Source organism: Mojavia sp. (assembly GCF_059505145.1).
The window spans coordinates 497,255-522,432 of sequence record NZ_JCACKA010000063.1; the positions used below are offsets into that span (position 1 = coordinate 497,255).

The window sequence follows — 25,178 nt, forward strand, 5'->3', positions numbered from 1 at the left end:
ATACTGGTTTCAAGTCCCTGCCTGGTAAATGCAGGGATTTTTAATATGCCAGCGATATCCGAAAATTAAAAATAAACAAGGAAAAGAACGAATCTTTTGTTTATTGCTTTTGACACCAACCTATCTGTAATACTTAAATAATATAGGGTGAGAAATTTCTAAAACGAATGCCATGATTCATTTGAGTCCAGCAGCTGCGAATGAAATTGGGCGATTAAAGTCAAAGCAGCCAATGAACGTCTTGTTTCGATTGACAGTTAAACCTGGTGGCTGTTCTGGGTGGTTTTATGAAATGTCATTTGATGAAATGGTAAAAGTTGGCGATCGCGTTTTTGACTTAAATGGTATCCAATTAGTAGTAGATCCAGAAAGCTTAGATTGTATTAATGGTTTAAGACTGGATTATTCAGAGGATCTGATGGGTGGTGGCTTTCGTTTCTACAATCCCCAGGCAATCACCACGTGTGGCTGCGGCAACTCCTTTGACTTTAGTAAATAATCATATAAAATAACTAACAACTGAATAATTGACACAAAACCACAAAAAAAGATATAATTAGGATTTGTTAAAAGTTAGATCCTAAGCAGCTTCACGCGCTGTAACTCATGCCAACAATACAGCAGCTCATACGTAATGAACGCGAACAATCGCGTCAAAAAACCAAGTCCCCGGCTCTAAAGCAATGCCCCCAACGTCGGGGGGTTTGTACAAGAGTATACACAACCACGCCTAAAAAGCCTAACTCAGCTCTGCGTAAGGTAGCAAGGGTGCGACTAACTTCTGGATTTGAAGTCACAGCTTACATTCCAGGGATTGGTCACAACTTGCAAGAACACTCGGTTGTGATGATTCGTGGCGGTCGGGTTAAAGACTTACCAGGCGTGAGATACCACATTATCCGTGGCACCTTAGATACAGCTGGAGTCAAAGACCGCAAGCAAGGTCGTTCCAAATATGGAACTAAGCGTCCAAAAGAAGCGAAAAAATAGAAACTAGGCGGTTAATCGCATCAAACACGATTAATCGTCTGGCCTAAAAGCGTCAAAGAACAGAAAAATCAATGCAGTTCGCTTTTTAAAAGCAGTAATTTATAGTTCTTGTGTCTGTTTCAACAATCTAGCTACACCCTGCGCTAAGCGAGCAAGTGTAGGAAGTTTAGATAAGAATCCTGTAAGTGACGACAACATATTAATCTAGAGATTAAGGTTTATGATGTTGTCGCCCTGCATTTCTAGTTACAGGCAGCAAGTCGATAGGTCAGCAATGCTGCCAATGTAGAAAAAATTGAGTAAGTCCGAGCGGTGAATTCTACCGCTTTGAGTTTCCAGTGTCTGATAGCATATAATTTCGTTGCCAAATCCGAATTAAGGGTAAAGTATGTCTCGTCGTGGTGTTATTCAAAAGCGCCCAGTTCCGCCTGACTCCGTGTATAACAGTCGTCTTGTTAGCATGATAATCAGGCGGATCATGCGTCATGGCAAGAAATCACTTGCTGCACGAATTGTTTATGATGCCTTAAAAACTATTGAGGAGCGCACTGGTAACGGTGCTTTAGAAACTTTTGAAAGAGCAGTGCGGAACGCAACACCTTTGGTAGAAGTCAAAGCCCGGCGAGTCGGGGGGGCGACTTATCAAGTACCAATGGAAGTGCGCTCAGAACGGGGTACTACTTTAGCACTGCGTTGGCTGGTGCAATTTTCCAGATCTAGACCAGGGCGCACAATGGCCAGCAGATTGGCCAATGAATTAATGGATGCTGCCAATGAAACCGGAAATGCTATTCGCAAGCGGGAAGAAACGCACCGGATGGCTGAAGCTAACAAAGCATTTGCACACTATCGTTACTAAGCACACACACGATATATCGCATTCATCAAAGCGGTATATCGTAGATTTTGAAAAAAAAGACGGTTTTCCGTAAAAGTATAGAATCTTAACAAAGAGTAATATACAAGATATCATGAGGCAAAAACTATAGGAGGCTACTGTGGCACGTACGATCCCGCTAGAGAGAGTACGCAATATCGGTATTGCGGCGCATATAGATGCGGGCAAGACAACAACAACAGAGAGAATATTGTTTTACTCTGGAATAATTCATAAGATTGGCGAAGTTCATGAAGGAACAGCCGTAACAGACTGGATGGAACAGGAGCGGGAACGGGGAATTACCATTACTGCTGCTGCGATCAGTACCAGTTGGAAAGATCATCAAATAAACATTATCGATACTCCAGGTCACGTTGACTTCACGATTGAAGTTGAACGTTCCATGCGCGTGTTGGATGGTGTAATCGCAGTATTTTGTTCTGTGGGTGGCGTGCAACCGCAGTCTGAGACAGTATGGCGACAAGCAGACCGCTACAAAGTGCCTCGGATAGCCTTTATCAACAAGATGGATCGCACAGGAGCGAACTTTTACAGAGTTCACGATCAAATGCGCGATCGCCTGCGGGCTAATGCTATTGCCATTCAACTGCCAATTGGTAGTGAAACTGATTTCAAAGGCATCGTTGACCTGGTACGGATGCGTGCATATATTTACACCAACGACCAGGGAACTGATATTCAAGAAACAGAGATACCCGCAGAATTACAAGAGCAAGCAGCAGAATACCGCGTCAAGCTGGTAGAAGCGGTATCAGAAACAGATGACGATCTGATGAATAAGTACTTTGAGGGCGAAGAACTTACAGAAGAGGAAATTCGTTCTGCTCTGCGTAAAGGTACAACAGCGGGAACGATTGTACCAGTACTTTGCGGCTCGGCATTCAAAAACAAAGGCGTGCAGTTGATGCTGGATGCGGTTGTAGATTACCTGCCAGCACCAACTGAAGTCCCACCAATTCAAGGCATACTGCCGAATGGCGAAACTGTGGAGCGTCGGGCTGATGACAACGAACCTCTATCAGCGCTGGCATTCAAGATTATGGCTGACCCTTATGGTCGCCTAACCTTCGTTCGCGTTTATTCTGGCGTGCTGAAAAAAGGTAGCTACGTCCTCAACGCTACCAAGAACAAGAAAGAACGGATTTCTCGTCTGGTTATTTTGAAGGCAGATGAACGACTTGATGTCGATGAAATGCGGGCAGGAGATTTAGGAGCAGCATTAGGATTGAAAGACACCTTAACAGGTGACACCATCACTGATGAAGGATCGCCAGTTATTCTGGAATCCCTGTTCATTCCTGAGCCTGTAATCTCGGTGGCGGTTGAACCCAAAACTAAGAACGACATGGACAAATTGTCCAAGGCGTTGCAATCTCTTTCAGAAGAAGACCCAACCTTCCGCGTCCATGTCGATCCGGAAACTAACCAAACTGTGATTGCAGGGATGGGAGAACTACACCTAGAAATTCTTGTAGACCGGATGTTACGCGAATTCAAAGTGGAAGCGAATGTTGGTGCGCCACAAGTAGCTTACCGCGAAACAATTCGTAAACCAGTCTCCAGAGTTGAAGGTAAATTTATTCGCCAAAGTGGTGGTAAAGGTCAATACGGTCACGTTGTGATCGATTTGGAGCCGGGAGAAGCAGGAAGCGGCTTTGAATTCGTTTCTAAAATTGTCGGTGGTGTTGTACCTAAAGAGTATATCGGCCCCGCAGAACAAGGAATGAAAGAATGCTGTGAATCTGGTATTTTAGCTGGATATCCACTAATTGATGTCAAAGCAACTTTGGTTGATGGCTCTTACCATGATGTAGACTCTTCGGAAATGGCTTTCAAAATCGCTGGCTCCATGGCTTTGAAAGAAGCAGTGGCGAAAGCTTCACCCGTCCTGTTAGAGCCTATGATGAAGGTTGAGGTTGAAGTTCCAGAGAACTTCCTTGGGGATGTCATGGGCGACCTTAATTCCCGTCGTGGGCAAATTGAGGGTATGGGATCTGAGCAGGGCCTTGCTAAAGTGACTGCTAAAGTCCCATTAGCAGAAATGTTTGGCTACGCCACTGATATCCGGTCGAAGACCCAGGGTCGGGGCATCTTCTCAATGGAGTTTAGCCACTACGAAGAAGTGCCTCGCAACGTGGCTGAGGCAATCATTGCTAAAAGCAAAGGGAACGCTTAATTAAAAAAGGAAACGAGCATTCATGGCACGCGCAAAGTTTGAAAGGAATAAACCCCACGTCAATATCGGTACTGTTGGCCACGTTGACCACGGTAAAACAACATTAACAGCAGCCATCACTATGACCTTGGCGGCTATGGGCCAAGCTGTAGCTAAAGGCTACGACCAAATCGACAACGCACCAGAAGAAAAGGCGCGGGGTATTACCATCAATACCGCTCACGTTGAGTATGAAACCGAAAAACGTCACTATGCTCACGTAGACTGCCCTGGACACGCTGACTATGTGAAAAACATGATCACCGGTGCTGCCCAGATGGATGGAGCTATTCTTGTAGTTGCTGCTACTGATGGCCCTATGCCCCAAACCCGTGAACATATCCTGCTAGCAAAGCAGGTAGGCGTTCCCAGTCTGGTTGTCTTCTTGAACAAGGAAGACTTGATGGATGACGAAGAACTCTTAGAACTAGTGGAACTAGAACTGCGAGAACTGCTTTCCAGTTACGATTTCCCTGGTGACGACATCCCCATTATCAAAGGATCAGGTCTACAGGCTTTGGAAGCAATGACCAAGAATCCCAAGACCCAGCGTGGTGAAAATAAGTGGGTAGATAAAATCTACGAACTGATGGACGCAGTAGATGCCTACATTCCCACCCCAGAACGGGCTGTTGACCAACCCTTCCTGATGGCTGTGGAAGACGTGTTCTCGATCACAGGTCGTGGTACTGTTGCTACCGGACGGATTGAACGGGGCAAAGTTAAGGTCGGTGATGTTGTCGAGTTGGTGGGTATTAGAGATACCCGTAACACTACCGTAACTGGTATCGAGATGTTCAAGAAGAGCCTCGATGAAGGTATGGCTGGGGATAACGCTGGTGTGCTACTGCGGGGTATCCAAAAGGCAGATATTGAACGGGGTATGGTGCTAGCTAAACCCGGTTCAATTACACCTCACACTCAATTTGAAGGTGAAGTGTACGTTCTGACAGAAAAAGAAGGCGGTCGGAAAACCCCATTTTTCGCTGGCTACCGTCCTCAGTTCTATGTACGCACAACCGATGTAACTGGCACAATCAGAGCCTTCACCTCCGATGATGGCAGCGAGGCAGAAATGGTGATGCCAGGCGATCGCATCAAGATGACTGTAGAATTGATCAACCCGATCGCTATTGAGCAAGGAATGCGTTTCGCCATTCGTGAAGGCGGCCGTACCATCGGTGCTGGTGTCGTCTCGAAAATTCTGAAGTAGTAACTTTTTGCCTTATAACTTAAGGAGCAGAGATACTAACATAAATCTCTGCTCCTTTCTCTTCCCCTTTATACCGAATTTTGGATTGTGAAAGTCGGTTTATGAGGTAGTTGCAGCCAGGCAAAATGCTGTGGTAGCAATCCAAAACAATTGTAAAAACAAGAACAAATACTTAGCAGAACCTGGAAAACTAAAGATGGCAACTCTACAGCAGCAGAAAATTAGAATTCGCTTACAAGCTTTTGACCGCCGCTTATTGGATACATCTTGCGAGAAGATTGTAGACACAGCTAACCGCACCAACGCTACAGCCATAGGGCCGATTCCTTTACCAACAAAACGTAAAATCTATTGTGTGCTGCGATCACCTCACGTAGATAAAGATTCGCGGGAACACTTTGAAACCCGCACCCATCGCCGAATTATTGACATTTATCAGCCCTCTTCTAAAACTATTGATGCTCTAATGAAGCTAGATCTACCATCGGGCGTGGACATCGAAGTTAAGCTGTAATTTGTCATTATTCATTAAAAATTTGTCATTTATCATTAATTTTGGATAAATGACAAAAACTAGTATTAATATTTACATTCCCCTGAAGAAATTTATCTCAGGGCTTTTTATTAGCTATAAAACAAATGATAGAATGTAGACAAATGACGGGAGAAGCAGAGAATAGTAAATTTTAAAGATTAAATTTATATCAAAGTAACTATGGCATCATCTTCTAAAATTGCAGTCCGCGAACTACCTCTGTTCCCGTTACCTGAAGTAGTTCTATTTCCCAGCAGACCATTACCTTTGCATATCTTTGAATTTCGCTACCGAATCATGATGAACACGATTCTAGAGAGCGATCGCAGGTTCGGGGTATTAATGGTTGATCCTGTGAAAGGTACAATTGCAAATGTTGGTTGCTGTGCGGAAATCATTCATTATCAACGTCTGCCAGATGACCGCATGAAGATGTTAACTTTAGGGCAGCAAAGATTCCGTGTTTTAGAGTACATTCGGGAAAAGCCCTACCGCGTTGCCTTGGTAGAGTGGATTGAAGACCAGTCACCAAGTAAAGATTTGCGTCCGTTAGCTTCAGAGGTAGAACAACTACTGCGAGATGTTGTACGTCTGTCAGCCAAGTTAACTGAACAAAATATTGAATTGCCAGAAGATGTACCCGATTTGCCAACAGAATTATCCTATTGGGTAGCAAGTAACCTTTATGGTGTTGCCGCAGAACAGCAGGCATTACTAGAAATGCGCGATACCGTCGCTCGTTTGGAACGGGAATCTGAGATTTTGACTTCAACTCGCAATCACTTGGCAGCTCGTACCGTTCTCAAAGACACGTTTAATCAAAAGTTGTGAGTAAATAGTTCCGTTAACTAGCTTTGTACAGACTGTTGTTGTGACTCATTTGGCAGTAGATTCCTAACGGTCAAATTGTGATACGTAGGATATTGTAACTGCCAAAAATTTTCAGAATTTCTGTGTAGGTGCTTAATTCTGCCAAAGCAGATTGCATCTTTGATGTGGTGGTGTCTGCTTCTAAGTCAATGAAAAACAAATATTCTCCTAAAGATCGCTTTGTTGGACGCGATTCAATACGGCTAAGGTTAATTCCTAGTTGAGCAAATATTTGCAGAGGTTTGAGTAACGCTCCAGGTACATTAGAAGGCACGCTGAAAGCAAGGGAAGTGTGACTATTACTTGTAGAGGATAGATGAGCAAAAGCTTTTGCTTTGCTGTTACTTACCACCCAGAACCGGGTACAGTTTTCTGGATAATCATTAATACCACTAGCTAGTATTGGCAAGTTATAAAGTTGAGCTGCTCTGCTAGATGCGATAGCAGCTACTGTCAAGTCTTGTTTTAGTAACTGTAATGCTTCAGTTGTAGAGTTACTAGGAATTAGCTGCACATTTGCGAGAAACCGCTCTAACCATCCTTGGCATTGTGCTAGAGCTTGTGGGTGCGAATAGACAGTTTTCACTTCATCTAAGCTAGCCGAGCAAGAAATTAAAGCATGGACGATAGGCATAATTAAAGCCAACTCAATTTGCAAACTGTCTAACTGCCACAGCGCATCCATTGTCATAGTTACGCTGCCTTCAATAGAATTTTCTACTGGCACAATAGCTAACTGGACTTGACCTTGAGCAACGGCTTGGAGTGTCTGGACAATACTAGGATAGGGGCATAAAATCGCTTCCATGCCCGTATTTTTAGTAAGCCAATTGGCATAAAAAATGCTTGCCTGTTCTGCGTAAGTACCAGGAGGGCCTAAATGTGCGATCGATAGGGTCATGCCTTTAGTCTTGAGTTGCAAGTTTGATTGGTAAACAGAAGCGCAGAGCTATAGCTTTTTGATTTGGGCAAACTAGATTTTACAATAACTATTACTACACAATGTTATTTATAGAGTTTAAGTACTACAAAAATACAGTGCAATATGAATTAATCATGCAAAACTCATGAAGCGTGGTTTCTTTTAGCATAAATTTGTATTAGCTGTAACGCTAACATCTTTTGAGAATTCATGGACAATTCTAAGGGTTAATCACAATTTTTAAATACACATTTTCATTTTTTTGTCAATCAATAGTCCTGATCTATATGTATATATTTCTTTAACTAAAGATACCAATGACATTATCAAATTTTTTGTCCATAATTGATAGCTGATGAGCAACAATAATTTTTATAATCAATAAAGTCAAAAATTTACACACAAACTAATTTAATTTATTAAAAAATATTAAAATTAGACAATATATATTTTAATCCGCTCATGGCTACCCGGTTTACTGCCTCTCAATCGGTTGAAATCGCTGTTCCAGAGCAGCCTATTCCAATTCAGCATTACTTACGTCAGCCCCAACGTCTGGTTTATGCTTTGGTTGACAGCAATCGCATTCAGCAACTTTCTGAGGAAGTATTTCGGTTGAAAATGCGTCCTTTAACTTTCATGTCAGTAAGTATTCAACCAACTGTAGATATGAGAGTCTGGGCAGAATCAAATGGAGTGATTCATCTGCGCTCAGTAGGTTGTGAAATCCTCGGTTTTGAGTATATTAACCAGCGCTTTACTCTGAATTTAAAAGGGCATCTTTCGCCCTACCAACTAAGCGCTGGTACTCGTCTGCGAGGTAGAGCCGATTTAGAAGTACAGGTGGATCTGCCACCACCATTCTCTTTCACTCCCAAGCCGATTTTAGAAGCTACTGGTAATGGTTTGCTAAAGAGCGTACTATTAACAGTTAAGCAACGGTTGTTACATCAACTTTTGGCAGATTATCGGCGCTGGATAGTTTCACAAACAAAACATAAAGGGCTTGATGACAGTACAGAATTGCCAATGCTCAATATAGAGTAATTTTTAACCGCTCAGTATCCACATACACAGCTGCTTTCTTCCCTTGAGAAAAGCCTTTAACAAATGAGAGGCTGCCCTATAAGTATCTACAAGTTGGGAAAGCTGACGAACGCAGTTGTGGTTCATCAAGTCAAGAAAGTAAATGGCAGATTTGTCTTCAGACTGTCTGGCATATGGTAGTTTTTCATGACTGAATTTGGCAGGGACGAAAGGACTTGCGATGCAGAGGTGATGGCCCGTACTTTTGCAGCGCCAGCAAATGTTTTTGGCTACCATAACCCTTGTTGCACTCTAAGTCATACATAGGGTATTTTGATGCCAAACGCAATATTAGCTCGTCACGCCAAACCTTAGCCACAATACTAGCAGAAGCAATATTAAGCGATCGCTCGTCTCCCTTTACTATGGTTTGTTGCGGCAATAACAAATCTTTTACCAACTGATTACCATCAATTAAGCAAAGTCTAGGCTGTACTTTTAGCTTCAGCACAGCCCGCTTCATCGCCAACAGAGTTGCCTGTAAAATATTTATCTGGTCAATTTCCGCAGTGGAAGCAAACCCAATTTTCCAGTCTATAGCTAGCGAACAAATTTGTTGTGCTAGCTTTTTTCTACGAGAACTAGACAGCTTTTTACTATCTTTAATTTCAGCCGCCATCAGTTTTGACCAAGCATGATCTGGTAGCATGACTACTGCTGCTACCACGGGGCCAAATAGCGCACCTCGGCCCACTTCATCCACACCCGCCACGCCCAAAGTATCTGATAAAGCAGACAACTCCAACCAACTCAATGTGCTTTGGGATACTACAGGTAAAATATTTGTGGTAGCCTGCTCTGTCTCTACCATAATGACAGTTAACTTTCTTCTATGGTAGATGTGCTGCCGTCCGCCGCAGAGGAACGACGACGACGGCGACGACTGGCAGCAGATGTGCTATTCGCTTCGCTTTCATCCACGAATGCTGGGAACTCCGAAGGCTCAATGACTGGTTGGGGTAAGGGCTTCGGCTCTAACTCAACTTGCGGTGCAGATGCTTTGACCACTCTTATTTCACTTGTTTCACTACTAGTGTTTTCGGCAGCCGTTGAGTATGAAACTGATTCAGTAGGCGGAGTCGGAAGTTGTCCAGGTTGAACAATATTAATAATTACAGACTTAGGATTTTTAACTTCCTGCTCTAACTTCACCAGGGGAGAAACTCCCATCAACGCGAAAACATCTTGTTCCTGTAGTGTCATTTCTACAGTCCTAATCTCCGGTGGTTCTACCACTGGTTTGACTGGCTCGGCTTTGGTAACTTTAGTACGCTCTGCTCTTTCGTTCCAAACCGGTTTGCCAAGGCTAGGTGCAGGTATCTCTGATGTTACTCCTAGTTCAGCTTCAGTATCAATGTCTAAGTCTGACTCGTTAACAAAAGCTAGCGGATTGTTAACAATGCGTGGCTCATCTTTACCATTTGGCCCACTGATGCCAATGCGACTACGACGGGTGCGGGTACGGCGCTTGCTACTATCACTAAGTTCTTGATAGCTGGGATGATTCATCAGGTTTAGAGCACCCTCAGCGTCGGCATCAAATCCTTCCCCAAATCCATCGTAAGTTTCCCGTGGTTCTGTGAGGCGGGTAGTTGGCAAACGTGGCTCTCTATGAGGCAAGGATACAAAACGCTCAGGTATTTCTGGTGGTGTTGTTGGCAATCGCGTTTCTGTTTCTCCAGGCAAACGCACGGTATGCCCTAAACCACCACAAGTCGGACAAGTATCGCCAAATAATTCGTAAATGTTTTGACCTTGACGCTTGCGGGTGAGTTCTACCAAACCTAGCTCAGTTAGTTGGGCAATCTGAGGGCGAGCTTTATCTGCTTTGAGTGCTTTATTAAAATGCTCAAGGACTTGTAGTTGGTCACGTCGGGATTCCATGTCAATGAAATCAACGACAATTACCCCAGCGATATTCCGCAGACGCATCTGGCGGGCAATTTCTGTGGCCGCTTCGCAGTTAGTCCACAGCACTGTTTCTCTCGCTGTTGCCGAGCGTGTAAAGGAGCCGGAGTTAACATCTATTACTGTTAATGCCTCGGTCGGCTGAATGATGATGTATCCCCCAGAAGGTAAGTCTACCCTCGGTTTTAGAGCTTCTCGAATCGCAGCGTTGATGCGGAAGTATTCTAAAATCGGAGAGCGATCGCGATGATGGTCAATTAACAATCCCTGCGGTGTCTGGCCCCCACTCCAGTTCTGCAAATACTGCTTCACCCGCTTCAAACCAGTACTAGAATCGACTACAATTCGATTCACATCCGCGCCATACATATCTCGCAGGACACGCTGGATAAAGTCATCGTCTCGGTTGAGCAATGCTGGGGCGCGAGTAGAGTGCGCTTCCTGTTGAATTGCTTCCCACTGCTTTTGCAGTACTTCTAAATCTTCGATAATTGCTTCTTCTGGCTTCCCTTCCGCTTCTGTACGAACCAGCAACCCCATCCCTGCGGGTTTAATCAAAATTGCTAACGCCCGTAAGCGGTTGCGCTCACTTTCACTCTTAATCCGCCGAGATAAATTTACACCCCTGCCATAGGGCATGAGTACTACATAGCGTCCGGGCAAGGTGATATTACCAGTGAGCCTTGGCCCCTTTGTCCCAGTTGGCTCTTTCATCACCTGCACCAAAACTTTTTGCTGTGGTGCTAATAATTCTGTAATTGCTGCTGCTGTGCGCTTTAGCTTCAAGGGCCCCAAGTCAGTCACATGAATAAAACCATTACGCTCTGGGTCACCAATATTCACAAAAGCTGCGTCTATCCCAGGTAATACATTTTCTACTACACCTAGATAGATATCACCAATTTGGTGATGACCTGTGGCTACAACGAGTTCTTGTATTTGATCTTCAGAAAATACAGCAGCAATTTGATGCTGTTCCGCGATAATAATTTGCTTTGGCATTCAATTCCCTCAAAAATTGGCAGCACAATTAGGGAAAGAAGGTTTGTTATGCCTCTTGCCCCTGCAAGCCCCAAAAGGTGCTGCTATTAATAAAAATTGTGAATCTAAGCTCAAAATTAAAGAGCTATTGATGCTGTGATTGCGTTTACACGCCTGATTATTCCAGAAAGGCTGCATATTGTTCAAGAAATTGAATCAACCTGCCCGTGGTTGATTTTTGATGCTATACCCTCACCATCTAGGGATTAGGTATTCAGCAGTTGTTTTAAAAAGCATAGAGTAAGAGTTGCCGACGGAGCCTGTTGTTAGTTACTGATCCACAAGGTAGCTACAGAAAGAGTGCGTTCTTTAATCTGCCTCAGTTTGTCTGGGATAAAATCCTAGAAGTTGCACTCTAATATCTTTGCTTTCGTCCCCTGACAGGGTAGTGAACCAGCTAATTCAATGCAGCGCCAGAAAATTTCTCTTCACCCCATTCTAACGCAACCTTGCTAAAAATCAATTCCCATGATGTGCCATATCGGAGCAACTACTAGCAAGTTGCCCTTTACGGATTATATCGCCAAAACTAGCCGATTGCGGTGGATGTGCAGTAATTGAAATTCTGTATCAGCCACTATTTCTAGCATAGCCAGGATTTGTTCAGGACGCAACAATAAACCGTCGGGGCGACAACTACCTACATAACGCAAGACAACTTGAGGCCCGGTTTGGACACTGTTAATTTCTACTAATTCTAGTTCAAACAGGCGATCGCGCAGATTTACTAACTGGCTTTTACCTGACTTGGTTATTTGCTCCCACCAAATTTCGTCTTTGGCTTGAATTTGGTCAATCCAGTCTTGCCATTGTGCAGGCGTAGCTTCTCCAAGTGTTGCCACAGTAATCAAATACTCTGCTGCTTCAATTACTTGGCTAGCTGCGGGAGCTTTTAAATCCAACTGAACCACATTATATATAGGTATGTCTGTGGGTAGTTCTTCAGCTAAATCTTCCCAAAAACTCTTGACATCTATTGACTGAGTTAACTCAAAATCCACAATTTCGCCGCTACTAGTAGCTCCTAAAGCTAAGGCATTGGCAACAGAAATGCGCGGAGTCGGATGAAATCCTCCACTAAAAGCAATTGGTAATCCGGCTCGTCGCACTACTCGGTCAAATAAGCGCATCAAATCGAGATGGCTCAACAAGGCCATGTCTTTGTGTTTACCAAACCAAACCCGTAACCTTTGTAATTTGGACGTATTTGGCACAAACTCGCCAGCGAAGTTTGGAACATCAGGTGGCTTGATGACGATATTATGCCCGAACTCTGTACCGCAGATGCCACAGTGAGAACAACCCTCAAAAGAGCAATCTGGTATTGTTGCAGCTGCGAGGGCACGTTGCAAGTCTTCCTTGAGCCACTTTTTATCAATCCCTGTATCTATGTAATCCCAAGGTAAGGGAGTATCAAGGAAGGGGGAGTCAAGGGGAGGGGGAGAAGAGGGGAGGGGGAAATTAAGAAAATTTTGATTGTCTTCCTTATTTCCTTGGCTTATTGTCTGTTTGTCCTGTTTGTGAAACAAGTTCCACTCGCCGTTTTCTACTTGGCGATATTTCCAATCTAAACCAGCTTCAGCGATCGCTACCCCCCAAGCTGCAAATGTTTGATCTACATTGTCATACCAAGAATCCATACCTGCGCCCAATTCCCAAGCACGGCGGACTACTTTCCCCAAACTGCGATCGCCTCTGCCAATAAAATCCTCCATCGCTGAGATGCGGACATCAGTAAAATTGACTTTTACGCCTCTCATCCGGCGGAATTCTTGTCGCAGTAACCTTTGCTTGCGTTCAAACTCAGATGTGGAAACTGAATGCCATTGAAAAGGTGTATGGGGTTTGGGAGTAAAGTTAGAAATCGTCAAGTTAAAATTAAGTGGTTTTCTGCCCTTCGCCCGACACTCACGCTGTAACCAGCTTACGGTTTCTACAATGCCCACAACATCGGCATCTGTCTCACCAGGTAAGCCAATCATAAAATACAACTTGATTTTATCCCAACCTTTCTCCCAAGCTGTTTTTACACCCCGTAGCAATTCTTCATTGGTCAAACCCTTGTTGACAATATCCCGCATCCGCTGGGTTCCAGCTTCTGGGGCAAAGGTCAGTCCCGCTTGCCTTGTACCTCCAAGGATGTTGGCAATATTTTCATCAAATCTGTCTACCCGTTGGCTAGGCAGAGACAGAGAAATATTTTCATTTTTTAAACGATTTTTAATTTCCATCCCCACTGCTGGTAGGGATAAATAATCAGAACAACTTAGGGATAGCAGAGAAAACTCATTATAACCAGTCGCTCGCATTCCCTCCTCAATTGCTTCTACTACTCGGTCTGGTTCTACATCCCGTGCTGGTCGGGTAAGCATTCCAGGTTGGCAGAAGCGACAACCACGAGTGCAACCGCGTCGAATCTCAATTGTTAAGCGGTCATGTACTGTCTCTACATAGGGAACTAGCCCAATCGAATAAGCTGGTATAGGTGTAGCAACTCGCCGTAGAATTCGTTTTGGCACATCATCAAGCGCAGGATAAACTGAGCCATCCTCCGCCATGCTGTAAAACTGAGGTACGTATACCCCTGGTATTTGTGCCAAGTCCCACAACAATTGTTGACGGCTTAATCTTGCGTTTTTGCCTTCTTCCAACACCAAGCCAATTTCTGGTAACAGTTCCTCGCCATCTCCAAGAGCGAAAAAGTCGAAGAAGTCCGCGTAAGGTTCAGGGTTGGAAGTTGCTGTCTGTCCTCCGGCAAAAATCAACGGGAAGTTTCCCTCTGTCCGTTCTTGCCATGTGAGGGGTATCCCAGCCAAATCCAACATTTCCAAAATGTTGGTTGCTCCTAGTTCGTAACTAAGGCTAAACCCTAAAATGTCAAATTCTGTCAGCCATCGCTTTGACTCTACCGCAAACAAAGGAGTATGGGTAGTGCGTAGTTTGGCTGACAGATCTGAGCCTGGTAAGTAAGCCCGATCGCATAACTGGCGAGGCTGGGCATTCAAGATGTTATAGAGGATGATATGCCCTAAGTTAGATGCTCCGACTTCATATACCTCCGGGTAGGTTAACACCCAGCGTATTGTTGCCGAATCCCAAGGCTTATGTACTGCTAAGCGCTCATTACCCAGGTAACGCGCAGGTTTTAAAATATCCGATGTAATTAAATTTTCAACTGCAACAGCCACTGTGCTATCTTCTAGCTACCTTATCTACAGCTAATCACCTCCAACCTTAGCATTGATTAGGTCTTTCAAGAGAGTTGTTCGTTGTAACTTACAATTCTTTTACATAATTGTCTTCCACATTGACACTATCATTAGCATTGCTCTTTCTAATGAAGTCATGCCACTGCCAACTAGATAGAGCGATTTAACTGATTTCAAACACCCTATCGAGTTGTGTCAATTCAAAAATAATTTTAATTGACGGAGAAACAGAGCAAAGTTGCAAACTCCGTCCCAAACTCCCAGCCAGCTTGAGCGCAGATACCAATGCCATTAAACCTGCACTGTCTAAGGATTCTACTGCTGCCAAATCCACTACCAAGATTGAGGTATCATCTTGTGCCAACGCTGTAGTCAGATCTCGCTCAAATTCTAAGGCGTTGACGGCATTTAGGCAGCCTTGGGGACGAATAACTGTAATTTTTGGACATTTAAGTACCGCTTGCATAATCACATCCTAATTAAAGTTATTGAACCGTAAAGCTTAGATGTATTTGAACATAAACTTTTTTTCACAACATCGACCATTCGTCTTAGGTTTCTTTGCTGAATCTTTATCGCTTTACTACCTCTGTTTAAAGATTGTCATAATTACTGGTTAAAATGTATGTATAAATACATTTTTTTATTCTCAGTTAAAAAACAATCTTCATAGACATTCAAAGAACAGATGAAGTCACAGTAGGTATGCTGAGAATGCCTGCTTGATCAATAATTGAGGCTGATTTAAACTAAATTCATCTGTAGGGTAAATTCCCTGAATTTCGCGTTTGCTAGTGGCAAATATCAAGGTTGTTAGCCGAATACTGGTTCACATTTTTAGTGATATAGATCACTACAACCCGTAAATCTGGATCACATTTTATACCGAACTCTATCTGGAATAATTAGTAACACATACAATTGGTTTATTTTTTATGAGAACTAGGTATGCTATTCGTCGATTGGTAGAAAAAGCTCTTGACATTAAAAAATTAACTCCCGAAATTGAAAATGAAATTAACTCAGAACTGACTGAAATGGGTTATATCTCTGATGTTGACTACGAAGCTCTGGAGTTATTAATGGCAGAGATGGATGCTGGTCGAATTAAGTTAGTTCCAAGCTTAGGATAGGAATCCAGCCCTTAGCATTGCAGCTTTTGCCTCTGTATCGGTTTTGAGCAAAATTTAGAGCTATCAAACTTCAAAAAACTTAATACAATTGGTAAGAACACAGCGCCAAGAACTAGCGCGATGTCATCTTCGGTTATTTTTTTGTGAGTTGAATATTTAGTTCCCTAGCCTGGCGTAAACTGTGCTAATAAGCATCCCATCCACAATTGCATTATTAGTACGTCGCCATGCAGTTCGCTAAACGCCTAGCAAAAATTCCTCCCTACCTGTTTGCTGAAATTGACCGCAAACGTAATGAACTCGTAGCCAAGGGAGTTGACATCATAAATTTGGCTGTGGGCGATCCGGATAAACCGACTCCAATTCATATACTCCAGGTAATGCATGAGGCGATTGATGACGTCTCCACCCACAACTATCCCCCCTATCAAGGTACCAAAGAATTTCGAGAGGCAGCGGTTAAGTGGATGGAGCGTCGGTTTGGAGTGACAGGGTTGAACCCGAATACAGAGGTTGTCTCTTCTATTGGTTCCAAGGAAGCCATTCATAATACCTTCTTAGCCTTTGTGGAAGCAGGAGATTATACGCTAATACCCGATCCTGGTTATCCTGTATACCGGACTGCGACTTTGTTTGCTGGTGGTGAGTCTTTTACCATGCCATTGAAGGCAGAAAACCAATATTTGCCTGATCTGAATGTGATTCCTGAAGAAGTTGCTCGGAAAGCAAAACTGTTGTGGATTAACTATCCCAATAATCCTACTGGGGCACTGGCAACGTTGGAGTTTTTTGAAGAATTGGTAGCTTTCTGTAAGCAGTACAATATTTTGTTATGTCATGACAACGCTTACTCAGAAATGGCATACGATGGCTACAAACCACCAAGTATATTGCAAGTGCCAGGTGCCAAGGATGTAGCGATCGAGTTTCACAGTTTGTCTAAGTCATACAATATGACGGGCTGGCGAGTTGGTTTTGTGGTTGGGAATGCCATCGGCATTAAAGGCTTGGCACAGGTAAAGAGTAACGTCGATTCTGGGGTATTTAAGGCAATTCAAGCATGTGCGATCGCAGCTTATTCTACCAGTGAAGCTGAACTCCAATCTCTAATTTCTGTGTACCAACACCGCCGCGACATCATCGTTAAAGGGCTGCAATCTCTAGGTTGGCCAATTCAGCCTCCTAAAGCTACTCTTTACCTTTGGGCACCTGTTCCTCCAGGATATACTTCAACAGAATTTGTAACTCTACTACTTGACAAGTGTGGCATTCTTGTACCTCCGGGTAATGGTTATGGTGCCATGGGAGAAGGCTTTTTCCGAATTGCCTTAACTGTAAGCGATGAGCGGATGTACGAAGCAATTCAACGCTTGAAGGATGTCGGCATTCGCTACGCTGAATGAAGATAATAAAGACTAGAGATTGGGTAATGGGATATTTTCCTAATCTCCAGCCCCAAGCCCTTCTTGATATAACTGCCACACTTGGTGAATAAACTGATGAAGTTGCTGTTTGGCTGCTGAGTCAGATTCTGATTTTGTTTCTTTTGCTAAAATCTGGCTCAATATTGTAATTACTTCTGTGTCTAGGGCTGGTCGAAATAAGTTTACAGGCCAAAGCAAGTCAGACGAATCTCGTAAATCGGTTAGATGCGGTGGTTCTGGGATAAAATTTACCAGCACTAAAGGACGCACCCAGCACAACTGGCGAGAAACCACGACTTGAATGACTTCTGCATACAGATTCGTGTCGCCATGATTTAAAGACACAATTTGTCCTGGTTGAAATTCTAGGCTCATGTCCATAATCACGTAGCTTGGGGCAGTAAGGATAGTATTGCAGCTTCCTTAATGTTAAAGACAATGCACTATGCTAAGAGGAAGTTGCTGCAACATTAGGGTAGCATTATCACACCTGCGATGTTTAAAACCTCAGCTTCTAAAATCTTTAGGTTATACTGCCCAGATTAGCCCCAGGCTGCAAAATTTTTCGTTGCCATGCATCTGTATGTAAATGCTATAGAATAAATGAATAACTGTTAAGCAATTGCTGGACAGATACTCTGTTGTAGTAAATCAACGATAAAAGAGCAAAGAGCAGTGTCAGTCGAAACTATTGAGAAGCGTTCCACATCCCGTAAGCTCGCGCCTCGTTATCGCGTTTTGCTCCATAACGACGACTACAACCCTATGGAGTACGTGGTACAGGTACTAATTACAACAGTGCCGGGACTCACCCAGCCCCAGGCTGTCAGTATTATGATGGAAGCTCATACTAATGGGCTAGCTTTAGTCATTACTTGTGCTCAAGAACATGCTGAGTTTTATTGTGAAACTTTGAAAAGTCATGGTTTGAGCAGCACAATTGAACCTGACGAATAAGTAAGTTAGGTTTTTTGTGAAAAATTTATCTTGTACCAGAAGGAAGACGATAAAAGGTAAAACTTAAAGAGATTTCCTTTAAACTTTTACTGTTTGACCTTTAAAATTTATCTTCTTTCCTTCTTTGGCTTGGTATGAAAATCAACCTTGTCCGTCTAGCTCAAAGCCCTGCCCCTATTAGGCTGGGTTATTTTATTTTGAATTTGTTATTGCTATGGTTGCCTTTTGCTGTACCAATTTACTTACTAGTGGATGATTCCAACTTAGAAAGTATTTTAACAATAGTATTGCTATATGTAGAGTTTATTTTCTTACTGAAGCTATGGGGTAAATACATCTACCAACAACCCCAGATACTGCGGCATTATGGCTTAGAAATCTCGCGGCAAAATGCTATAGATTTGTTGCGTGGTCTGGCTATTGGGATAATTAGCATATTGATATTATTTGGATTACAAGGTTTTTTAGGTTGGTTAGTGTGGCAACAACCTCATGTTTTCTTACTAAAAATTATTTTAGAAGGTTTAATTGTAGGTTCAGGTATAGGGTTTGCTGAGGAATTGTTATTTCGAGGCTGGTTACTCAATGAATTGCAACGGGATTACACTCCGCGTGTGGCTTTGTGGACAGATGCAATTTTATTTGCTGCATTGCACTTTATTAAACCGCTAGAGGCAATTATTCACACACTACCTCAATTCCCAACTTTAGTACTTTTGGGATTAACGCAGGTATGGGGTAAGGGATGGCGTAGGGGACGCTTAGGGTTACCAATTGGTTTACATGGTGGTTTAGTCTGGGGCTACTACATAATTAATGTTGGCGAATTAATTAAATATTCGGGTCAGGTTCCTGATTGGGTTACGGGTGTGAATAATAATCCCTTGCAAGGTGTTATGGGGATGTTATTTATGAGTGTATTGGCGTTATGGATGCGGAGGATAACTATAAAAATAAAGAGTTAAAAACATGATGAGCTTTGAACTGACAAAATAGAAATATTAAGCTCTCAAAAACAGATTACAAACTTAAATGTAGAGTATTATTAATGCTTATTTTTATTTTCTGTCAAGACAAATATCTGATACCAAATTGAAAACAGAATGTGACAGATACAAGCCTGTAAACCCAGATTAAATCTGGGTTTATTAATTTTGAATTTTGAATTAAAAATTTTGAATTGGTATTAATTTCCTTCCCCTCTTTGTGTTTTGGCGTGAGCTTTTCATAGCATTATTGAACAATACTAAAATTACATCTGCTAGGTTATTTGTCTCAAGATTGTAGAGAAAAGATAAATTGCCTCATAAATTAGGAAACTGTCTCAACCACAGTGCCCACCAAACAAGCTCTATCTAAATTAACACCGTTCCAATTTGCACCTTCTAATTCAGCACACAACAAATTTGCCCCTGTCAAATTCGCTCCTGCCAAGTTTGCCCCACGCAAGTCAGCTTCTTCGAGATTTGCCTCACTCAACAATGCGCCTTGCAAATCAGCACGGCTCAAGTCTGCACCTTTGAGATTTGCGCCCGTCAGATTAGCACCGCGCAAGTCAGCACTCCGCAAATCAACGCCTTGCAAATTCACGTTCATCAAATTAGCACCACTCAAAAATGCACCTGCTAAAGACACATCACTGAGTGTCGCACCCATAAAGTTAGCACCACGCAAATTACTACCCCGCAAATCAGCACCTGTCAAATCTGCTTGCATCAGGTTTGCTCCCATGAGGTTCGCCCGTAAGTCAGTTGCTTGGAGGTTCGCCCCCATCAAATTTGCTCCTTCTAGATGCCCACCTTCGAGTTTGGAACCAGTGAAATTAGTACCTACAAGGGTAGCGCCTGCAAGGTTAATCCGGCTTAAATCAAGTTGGCAGAGTTCTTCGTCTTCTAAATCTGCCCCTGGAAGTTGTTTAATGTTTCCTAATCTAATGGCTTCAATATTCATTGCGGGTAACTACCAATCTCCTCACTATTCTTGCTTTGGCTATCCCATCGGGAATCGATTAACCACATGCCAGCGCTAACTTTGGCTTCTATCAAGGGTAAGTCGAGTCCCTGTTGCAAACCCATGACTAATAAAGCCAGGGTATCTATTAGTTTAGGGTCAAAGCGGGTTGATTGTTGTTGTCTGCACTCATCCAAAGCTTGAGTAAGAATTTCTTCTGGACTTACTTGGGATAATTTTTTATGATTTACTCGCCATTGAAAGTCTGCAACTAACGCCAAAATTCTCGACTCTAGGGGAATTTCATCTCCAGCTAAACCTGCTGGTTCTCCTGTACCATTCCACCACTCGGTTTGATGAGTAATAATTTGAGCAACTGCTCTTAACCGTGGCATGGTTCGCAATACTTGTGCTCCTGGTATGAGGGGACAAGATAAGGGGCAACTAGGGGCATTTTCTTGGTAACGTGTGGATGTACCAGGCATCAGAACGCTTTCTGCTTTTTGCAGTGGATCTATGCGGTGCAGCAACCCGGCAAGGCGCAATCTTTTAATCTGCCATGCAGGTAGATTTAATAGCTGTCCCATTGTTTCTGCTAGCGCCACTACTTCTGCTGCTGCCATTGGGTTGTTGACATCTGCTATATCCATCAGTTGGGCCATTCGCAAAAACGCTTGGATTTCATTGGAAACCAAGTTGCGGTCTAGCACTTGTTGAGCCTGCACTGTTGGGATGGATAAATTTTCCTGCCCGGTTTGGAGGTAATCAACTACGCGGGAGACTACTGTACCAAATTCTTCTGGTGTGGCAAGATTAGGCTGAATTGAATCTTTATGGGCAGTTAGTTTTTGCGCCAGCTCTGGATTGTATGGTTTAATGTGAGCGATCGCTAATTCTGCTGTCTCTCGCACTAACTCTGGCTCAAATGTCCATAAACCATAAAATTTTCGCTCCAAGTCTGATGCAGGTAGCCCATTAATCCCATAATCAGCATCTGATAATTCTTGACAAATTACCATTGCTGTGTATTTAGATGACAAGACAATTAAGTGCCACTCCTGCGCCACTGCATCGCCTGCATCTAAAGATACTAAGTGGATGTTAGGTAGTAAGCTTATCGAATGTTCGGCAAAGCCAGCGTCGAGGGCAGCCATGACCACAATCTCATCGCTGTGCTTGGCAATGTCTGCGTATCGTTCTGCTTCTTGAAGATACCATTTACCCTGTTGAAAAGCAGCAATTACTAAGGGTTTAGCATCGTCGCTTAAAATATGGTCTTCTAAGGCATGGCATAAGGCAACCAGGGTATTTTTGTAGTACACCCCGAATCTAATTGGTCTAGAGCTGTAGCGATGAGCTGCTTCCAGCTGTTGTAGGATGGAACCTTCTAACATGGATGGAGTCTGGCTTTGGTGAAACGAACTGCATGAGACGCTTAAAAGCCCGTGCCCGTAGACGCAGAACTTGCTACAGGCTGGCCCTTTCAGTATGGTAAACGGCAAGGGCACAGAGGGGGAGAGGGGAGACAAATTTAAAATCGAAAATGTCTCCTCATCTCGATTTTGTGTCTTCTATGATACCCTCGCCAATTCTTTTTCTTTTGTCTCTATCGGTGCGGAAAGTGCGGCTTCTAAGTCAGCACAACCTAGCTTTTCTTCTAAGATTTTCATGACCTCGCGCCCAAAGTCGTTGGGATTTTGTCGCCAAGCTTGCAAGCAAACTTCTCCAAAAAATGAACCCAGAGGTTCGGGATTCCACAGCAGCTTTTTGGCTGTCCAAGGCATCAAGCTCATTGGATCGTAACCTGGTTTGAGGATACCTTTTTTGAAGGCATATTCTTCTAAATGCGTATGGGGTTGCAGCCCAATAAAGAAGATGGCAGGTTCAACTTTATCCGCACCAAAAATCCGTTCGAGTTCGCGGTGATAGGCGATGGTTTGGCGAATCGTTTCAGGGCGTTCGTCAATGACGTTAAAGGAGTAGTTAACGGAAACTAGGTCGTTAAAACCAGCTGCTTTTAAGTCACGGCAGTTTTGCAAGACTGTTCGCAGGTTGTATCCCATCCGCATTTTCCGCACAAGTTCCTGAGAACCACTGGTAATACCGATTTCAAAGTAGTTCATTCCGGTTTTTGCCATCAATTCACACAACTCTGGTGTCAAGTTGTCCGCTCTGATGTATGCTGCCCAGTGGATATCTGTCATGCCAGAATCGACGATTTTTTGTAAGAGTTCTACCGCATCGTCGATAAATTTCCGTGCTGGGATGAATTGGGCATCAGTAAACCAGAAGTTGCGAATGCCGCGATTGTATAACTGGCGCATCTCGGCAACGACTTCATCTGCTGGGTTGATACGTACCTGTTTGCCTTCAACCACAGTGTAGACACAATAGCAGCAGTTGTGAGGGCATCCACGTTTGGTTTGCACACCAATGTAGAAGTCCTGATCTTGCAGATAGTAGTTGAATTCTGGCCAGATGCTTTCGATATAGTCGTAGTTACAAGCGGTTTTTTCTAGTGGGGTAGGCTGTTCGTGAATTAACCGTTGCCGTGGTTGATTTTCTCCCACTACGTAACAGCGTTCATCTCGAAACTCTCTCCCACTTAGGAGTTTTTCTAACAGAGTTTCGCCTTCACCCACAGAGATAATTGTGCCTTTGGGTAAGCTTTTCCCCAACTGTTCGTAAAAGACGCTGACGGCCCCACCGCCCACAACAGCGCGGGCATCTTTTTCATACTTCTGGGCGCGTTTTAAACCACGTTTAATTAAACCCAGATTGCGCCACAACTCTACGTAGTAAGCGATAAAGATTCGCAAGCCACCCAAAGCACCGCGTAGTTTCACTAGAGGGTTTTTTGCATAATAAAACTCAAAGGCATTTTGCAAAGGGTTGCCGCCACGACCCCCGACTGGGGCATATATTTGAATATCTCGCCAAGAAAATACTAGTAGTGTTGGTTTAAATTCATCGATACAACGTTCTAGGGCCCCAGCATAATCTAAGGGTGGTACACATCCGAGATCAAAAATGCGCTGTTCAATACTCGGAAACTGCTTGTGGACGTGATCTGATAGATAGACAACCCCAATGGGAAAGATGGGGTTACAGGGAAGGCGAACGTAGAGAATTCGATTTTCCATTATTGGTGCTTGAACTGCCATCTTGCCGTTTTTCTGGGGAAATTGAAAGAAATAACTAGTTTGCAGGTGGGTTTGTTTTGGTTAGTCTCCTCTACCGCGATCGCGCTTGACGTTTAAGCTAGGTTTTGATAGAGGTGAGATTCCCCAAGGTAACTGTGGAAATCTCTAAAATTGCTTTGTATACCATTGGTATGGCATCCATGACATTGAGTTTATAAAGTTAATTTTCATATAGCTTTACCATAACATTGAGTTTATTCATTAAGCGATGCTCCTCGCTTATTACTCTTGGGATATTTCAAACAAAAAAATTACTATTCACCTGGCATATAGGGAAGGAGATAGTCGCTATTGACTCACCTTTACTGGCTTACTTAAGTAAGTTACAGCTTGTTTATCAAAGAATAAATACAAAAAAAATTTAGTTATAATGTATAATTTTAGAAAAAGCATATATATTTACAAAATATTCATACTTTATACATATCTTTAGATAGAAATAATGCAGAAATTTTCAGTTGGTAGTCGGAGTTACAGCTTCTGGGGATCAGCAAATGTTAGTTTTGCTGGTGTAATGTAAAATTGTGGCGTAAAGCTCCTCAGCAGTTATGGCTCAAATACTAGATCCTCTACCACCTGAGCAATCGGGGACAATTCTCTGCTGCTACATCAATGCCACGAGCAAAATCCAGGTGGCCCGCATCTCCAATATTCCCAATTGGTACTTTGAAAGGGTTGTTTTTCCTGGTCAACGTCTCGTGTTTGAAGCCCCACAAGAAGCTCAAATGGAGATTCATACGGGGATGATGGCAAGTGCAATTTTATCGGATAAGATTCCGTGCGATCGCCTTGTGATTAACGAGTCTATTACTTATGAGTGTGATACAGACTCAGAAGTAACAATAGACTCTATCAATAAAAAACCAATGATGCAGCAAATTAATACAAAATCTGAAGATACTACAAAACCCTTAACAGTTGCTGGTTTAGCATCCGTTGATTAAAAAAATTTTGCTTAACTTCGAGGGTTGCTGAATTCAGCAGCCTTTTTTATTGATTAGTTAATAGTCAATAAGTAGTTAATCTTAATTATTTTTTTACCCATCGCTCCCTGATACTTTATCTCCTCTACAATCGTTGGTATGAATTTGCCTTCTTTTCTTTGGTTGTGGAAAATAGCGGCTTGGTCGATGGGGTTAGCCCTGCTAGCATATTTGATGTTAGCGATCAGCGGCTTTTGGATGTTTCAGGCGAGAACTTCGCAAAACCCGCCTAATTTTCTTCTATTATCTAGAGGAATTCGGGGGATGCGATCGCTCCACTATATGATCGGCATCAGCATGGTCAGTTTAGTACTATTACTACTGGCAATTGGCATTATCGGCACATTAGGTCACTTTGGTTCCTTAGGACAATCGTCACACTTAGTTGCTGGCTTGATAGTAGTAGCATTAGTTTTGCTATCTGCTTTTAGTGCTACGCAAATTAGCGCTAGGCGACCTTGGGCTAGACCTTTACACATCGGTTTAAATATTATTTTGTTTGTGGGATTTGCTTGGGTATCCCTAACCGGTTGGAGTGTAGTTCAAAAATATTTGCCATAAAAATTCCAACTGCCCAGTTGTAGAACCTGAATGCTGCTCAACTTCCCAGTTAGGATGAATTTAAAGCTAGTAATCAT

General features: G+C 43.1%; 23 protein-coding genes. 14 read left to right on the forward strand and 9 right to left on the reverse strand.

Features of this window, described 5'->3' with window-relative positions; genetic code table 11:
• The first annotated feature begins 172 nt into the window (after positions 1-172).
• The 7 genes from AC5JL8_RS14420 (at position 173) to AC5JL8_RS14450 (ending at position 6,685) form a co-directional block, all read left to right on the forward strand.
• A complete protein-coding gene (locus AC5JL8_RS14420) occupies positions 173-499 on the forward strand; it encodes a HesB/IscA family protein (protein WP_495880450.1) in 327 nt (108 codons plus the stop codon).
• Between the two features lie 107 nt (positions 500-606).
• Entirely contained in the window at positions 607-990 is a 384-nt protein-coding gene (gene rpsL, locus AC5JL8_RS14425; RefSeq protein WP_292831104.1) for a 30S ribosomal protein S12, read from the forward strand.
• 388 nt (positions 991-1,378) lie between these two features.
• Positions 1,379-1,849, forward strand: coding sequence for a 30S ribosomal protein S7 (gene rpsG / locus AC5JL8_RS14430; protein WP_495880451.1), 471 nt, complete (start codon positions 1,379-1,381; stop codon positions 1,847-1,849).
• Positions 1,850-1,988: 139 nt separating this feature from the next.
• Positions 1,989-4,067 (forward strand): elongation factor G, encoded by a 2,079-nt coding sequence (fusA, locus tag AC5JL8_RS14435; RefSeq protein WP_495880452.1) that lies wholly within the window; start codon positions 1,989-1,991, stop codon positions 4,065-4,067.
• 22 nt (positions 4,068-4,089) lie between these two features.
• Positions 4,090-5,319, forward strand: coding sequence for an elongation factor Tu (gene tuf / locus AC5JL8_RS14440; RefSeq protein ID WP_495880453.1), 1,230 nt, complete (start codon positions 4,090-4,092; stop codon positions 5,317-5,319).
• Positions 5,320-5,515: 196 nt separating this feature from the next.
• A complete protein-coding gene (rpsJ, locus tag AC5JL8_RS14445) occupies positions 5,516-5,833 on the forward strand; it encodes a 30S ribosomal protein S10 (protein ID WP_010998474.1) in 318 nt (105 codons plus the stop codon).
• 201 nt (positions 5,834-6,034) lie between these two features.
• Complete coding sequence (locus AC5JL8_RS14450; protein ID WP_495880454.1) at positions 6,035-6,685, forward strand: LON peptidase substrate-binding domain-containing protein; 651 nt, start codon at positions 6,035-6,037, stop codon at positions 6,683-6,685.
• A 70-nt stretch (positions 6,686-6,755) separates the two neighbouring features.
• Here AC5JL8_RS14450 and pheA read toward each other — a convergent pair whose 3' ends face one another.
• On the reverse strand, positions 6,756-7,625 hold the full coding sequence (gene pheA / locus AC5JL8_RS14455) for a prephenate dehydratase (protein WP_495880455.1): 870 nt from the start codon (positions 7,623-7,625) through the stop codon (positions 6,756-6,758).
• A 483-nt stretch (positions 7,626-8,108) separates the two neighbouring features.
• On the opposite strand from pheA, the gene AC5JL8_RS14460 reads away from it, so the two are divergent.
• Positions 8,109-8,693, forward strand: a complete 585-nt coding sequence (locus AC5JL8_RS14460; RefSeq protein ID WP_495880456.1) for a DUF1997 domain-containing protein — start codon at positions 8,109-8,111, stop codon at positions 8,691-8,693.
• A 184-nt stretch (positions 8,694-8,877) separates the two neighbouring features.
• Here AC5JL8_RS14460 and AC5JL8_RS14465 read toward each other — a convergent pair whose 3' ends face one another.
• From AC5JL8_RS14465 to AC5JL8_RS14480, 4 genes are all read right to left on the reverse strand, one after another.
• Positions 8,878-9,543 (reverse strand): ribonuclease HII, encoded by a 666-nt coding sequence (locus tag AC5JL8_RS14465; protein ID WP_495880457.1) that lies wholly within the window; start codon positions 9,541-9,543, stop codon positions 8,878-8,880.
• Positions 9,544-9,551: 8 nt separating this feature from the next.
• Positions 9,552-11,642 carry a ribonuclease E gene (gene rne / locus AC5JL8_RS14470; RefSeq protein WP_495880458.1) on the reverse strand — a complete coding sequence of 697 codons (2,091 nt, stop codon included), beginning with the start codon at positions 11,640-11,642 and terminating at the stop codon, positions 9,552-9,554.
• Positions 11,643-12,196: 554 nt separating this feature from the next.
• Positions 12,197-14,869, reverse strand: coding sequence for a TIGR03960 family B12-binding radical SAM protein (locus AC5JL8_RS14475; protein ID WP_495880459.1), 2,673 nt, complete (start codon positions 14,867-14,869; stop codon positions 12,197-12,199).
• A gap of 184 nt (positions 14,870-15,053) precedes the next feature.
• Positions 15,054-15,356, reverse strand: coding sequence for an STAS domain-containing protein (locus AC5JL8_RS14480; RefSeq protein ID WP_495880460.1), 303 nt, complete (start codon positions 15,354-15,356; stop codon positions 15,054-15,056).
• A gap of 469 nt (positions 15,357-15,825) precedes the next feature.
• Here AC5JL8_RS14480 and AC5JL8_RS14485 point away from each other — a divergent pair, with 469 nt between their 5' ends.
• The gene (locus AC5JL8_RS14485) at positions 15,826-16,023 is read left to right on the forward strand and encodes a hypothetical protein (protein WP_495880461.1); all 198 of its coding nucleotides are present in this window, start codon (positions 15,826-15,828) and stop codon (positions 16,021-16,023) included.
• A gap of 227 nt (positions 16,024-16,250) precedes the next feature.
• Positions 16,251-17,426 (forward strand): pyridoxal phosphate-dependent aminotransferase, encoded by a 1,176-nt coding sequence (locus AC5JL8_RS14490; protein WP_495880462.1) that lies wholly within the window; start codon positions 16,251-16,253, stop codon positions 17,424-17,426.
• 39 nt (positions 17,427-17,465) lie between these two features.
• On the opposite strand, the gene AC5JL8_RS14495 is transcribed toward AC5JL8_RS14490, so the two are convergent.
• Positions 17,466-17,828, reverse strand: a complete 363-nt coding sequence (locus AC5JL8_RS14495; RefSeq protein ID WP_495880463.1) for a hypothetical protein — start codon at positions 17,826-17,828, stop codon at positions 17,466-17,468.
• A 294-nt stretch (positions 17,829-18,122) separates the two neighbouring features.
• On the opposite strand from AC5JL8_RS14495, the gene clpS reads away from it, so the two are divergent.
• Positions 18,123-18,404 (forward strand): ATP-dependent Clp protease adapter ClpS, encoded by a 282-nt coding sequence (clpS, locus tag AC5JL8_RS14500; RefSeq protein WP_495880464.1) that lies wholly within the window; start codon positions 18,123-18,125, stop codon positions 18,402-18,404.
• A 134-nt stretch (positions 18,405-18,538) separates the two neighbouring features.
• Positions 18,539-19,369 carry a CPBP family intramembrane glutamic endopeptidase gene (locus AC5JL8_RS14505; protein ID WP_495880465.1) on the forward strand — a complete coding sequence of 277 codons (831 nt, stop codon included), beginning with the start codon at positions 18,539-18,541 and terminating at the stop codon, positions 19,367-19,369.
• 346 nt (positions 19,370-19,715) lie between these two features.
• Here AC5JL8_RS14505 and AC5JL8_RS14510 read toward each other — a convergent pair whose 3' ends face one another.
• The 3 genes from AC5JL8_RS14510 to AC5JL8_RS14520 all read right to left on the reverse strand — a co-directional run bounded on the left by AC5JL8_RS14510 (position 19,716) and on the right by AC5JL8_RS14520 (position 23,518).
• Complete coding sequence (locus AC5JL8_RS14510) at positions 19,716-20,354, reverse strand: pentapeptide repeat-containing protein (RefSeq protein WP_495880466.1); 639 nt, start codon at positions 20,352-20,354, stop codon at positions 19,716-19,718.
• Positions 20,351-21,748, reverse strand: a complete 1,398-nt coding sequence (locus tag AC5JL8_RS14515; RefSeq protein ID WP_495880467.1) for a DICT sensory domain-containing protein — start codon at positions 21,746-21,748, stop codon at positions 20,351-20,353. Before AC5JL8_RS14515 ends, AC5JL8_RS14510 begins: the two co-directional genes overlap by 4 nt.
• A 177-nt stretch (positions 21,749-21,925) precedes the next feature.
• The gene (locus AC5JL8_RS14520; RefSeq protein WP_495880468.1) at positions 21,926-23,518 is read right to left on the reverse strand and encodes a photosystem II high light acclimation radical SAM protein; all 1,593 of its coding nucleotides are present in this window, start codon (positions 23,516-23,518) and stop codon (positions 21,926-21,928) included.
• 587 nt (positions 23,519-24,105) lie between these two features.
• Here AC5JL8_RS14520 and AC5JL8_RS14525 point away from each other — a divergent pair.
• Positions 24,106-24,501 (forward strand): DUF1830 domain-containing protein, encoded by a 396-nt coding sequence (locus tag AC5JL8_RS14525; protein ID WP_495880469.1) that lies wholly within the window; start codon positions 24,106-24,108, stop codon positions 24,499-24,501.
• 138 nt (positions 24,502-24,639) lie between these two features.
• Positions 24,640-25,101: a DUF4079 domain-containing protein gene (locus AC5JL8_RS14530; RefSeq protein WP_495880470.1), complete on the forward strand. Its 462-nt coding sequence runs from the start codon at positions 24,640-24,642 to the stop codon at positions 25,099-25,101.
• Positions 25,102-25,178: the final 77 nt, after the last annotated feature.

Coding starts and splice junctions, on each gene's coding strand:
- AC5JL8_RS14420 (WP_495880450.1), top strand. CDS start 173: ATGATTCATTTGAGTCCAGCAGCTGCGAATGAAATTGGGCGATTAAAG.
- rpsL (WP_292831104.1), top strand. CDS start 607: ATGCCAACAATACAGCAGCTCATACGTAATGAACGCGAACAATCGCGT.
- rpsG (WP_495880451.1), top strand. CDS start 1,379: ATGTCTCGTCGTGGTGTTATTCAAAAGCGCCCAGTTCCGCCTGACTCC.
- tuf (WP_495880453.1), top strand. CDS start 4,090: ATGGCACGCGCAAAGTTTGAAAGGAATAAACCCCACGTCAATATCGGT.
- rpsJ (WP_010998474.1), top strand. CDS start 5,516: ATGGCAACTCTACAGCAGCAGAAAATTAGAATTCGCTTACAAGCTTTT.
- AC5JL8_RS14450 (WP_495880454.1), top strand. CDS start 6,035: ATGGCATCATCTTCTAAAATTGCAGTCCGCGAACTACCTCTGTTCCCG.
- pheA (WP_495880455.1), bottom strand. CDS start 7,625: ATGACCCTATCGATCGCACATTTAGGCCCTCCTGGTACTTACGCAGAA.
- AC5JL8_RS14460 (WP_495880456.1), top strand. CDS start 8,109: ATGGCTACCCGGTTTACTGCCTCTCAATCGGTTGAAATCGCTGTTCCA.
- AC5JL8_RS14465 (WP_495880457.1), bottom strand. CDS start 9,543: ATGGTAGAGACAGAGCAGGCTACCACAAATATTTTACCTGTAGTATCC.
- rne (WP_495880458.1), bottom strand. CDS start 11,642: ATGCCAAAGCAAATTATTATCGCGGAACAGCATCAAATTGCTGCTGTA.
- AC5JL8_RS14480 (WP_495880460.1), bottom strand. CDS start 15,356: ATGCAAGCGGTACTTAAATGTCCAAAAATTACAGTTATTCGTCCCCAA.
- AC5JL8_RS14485 (WP_495880461.1), top strand. CDS start 15,826: ATGAGAACTAGGTATGCTATTCGTCGATTGGTAGAAAAAGCTCTTGAC.
- AC5JL8_RS14490 (WP_495880462.1), top strand. CDS start 16,251: ATGCAGTTCGCTAAACGCCTAGCAAAAATTCCTCCCTACCTGTTTGCT.
- AC5JL8_RS14495 (WP_495880463.1), bottom strand. CDS start 17,828: ATGGACATGAGCCTAGAATTTCAACCAGGACAAATTGTGTCTTTAAAT.
- AC5JL8_RS14505 (WP_495880465.1), top strand. CDS start 18,539: ATGAAAATCAACCTTGTCCGTCTAGCTCAAAGCCCTGCCCCTATTAGG.
- AC5JL8_RS14510 (WP_495880466.1), bottom strand. CDS start 20,354: ATGAATATTGAAGCCATTAGATTAGGAAACATTAAACAACTTCCAGGG.
- AC5JL8_RS14515 (WP_495880467.1), bottom strand. CDS start 21,748: ATGTTAGAAGGTTCCATCCTACAACAGCTGGAAGCAGCTCATCGCTAC.
- AC5JL8_RS14520 (WP_495880468.1), bottom strand. CDS start 23,518: ATGGCAGTTCAAGCACCAATAATGGAAAATCGAATTCTCTACGTTCGC.
- AC5JL8_RS14525 (WP_495880469.1), top strand. CDS start 24,106: ATGGCTCAAATACTAGATCCTCTACCACCTGAGCAATCGGGGACAATT.
- AC5JL8_RS14530 (WP_495880470.1), top strand. CDS start 24,640: ATGAATTTGCCTTCTTTTCTTTGGTTGTGGAAAATAGCGGCTTGGTCG.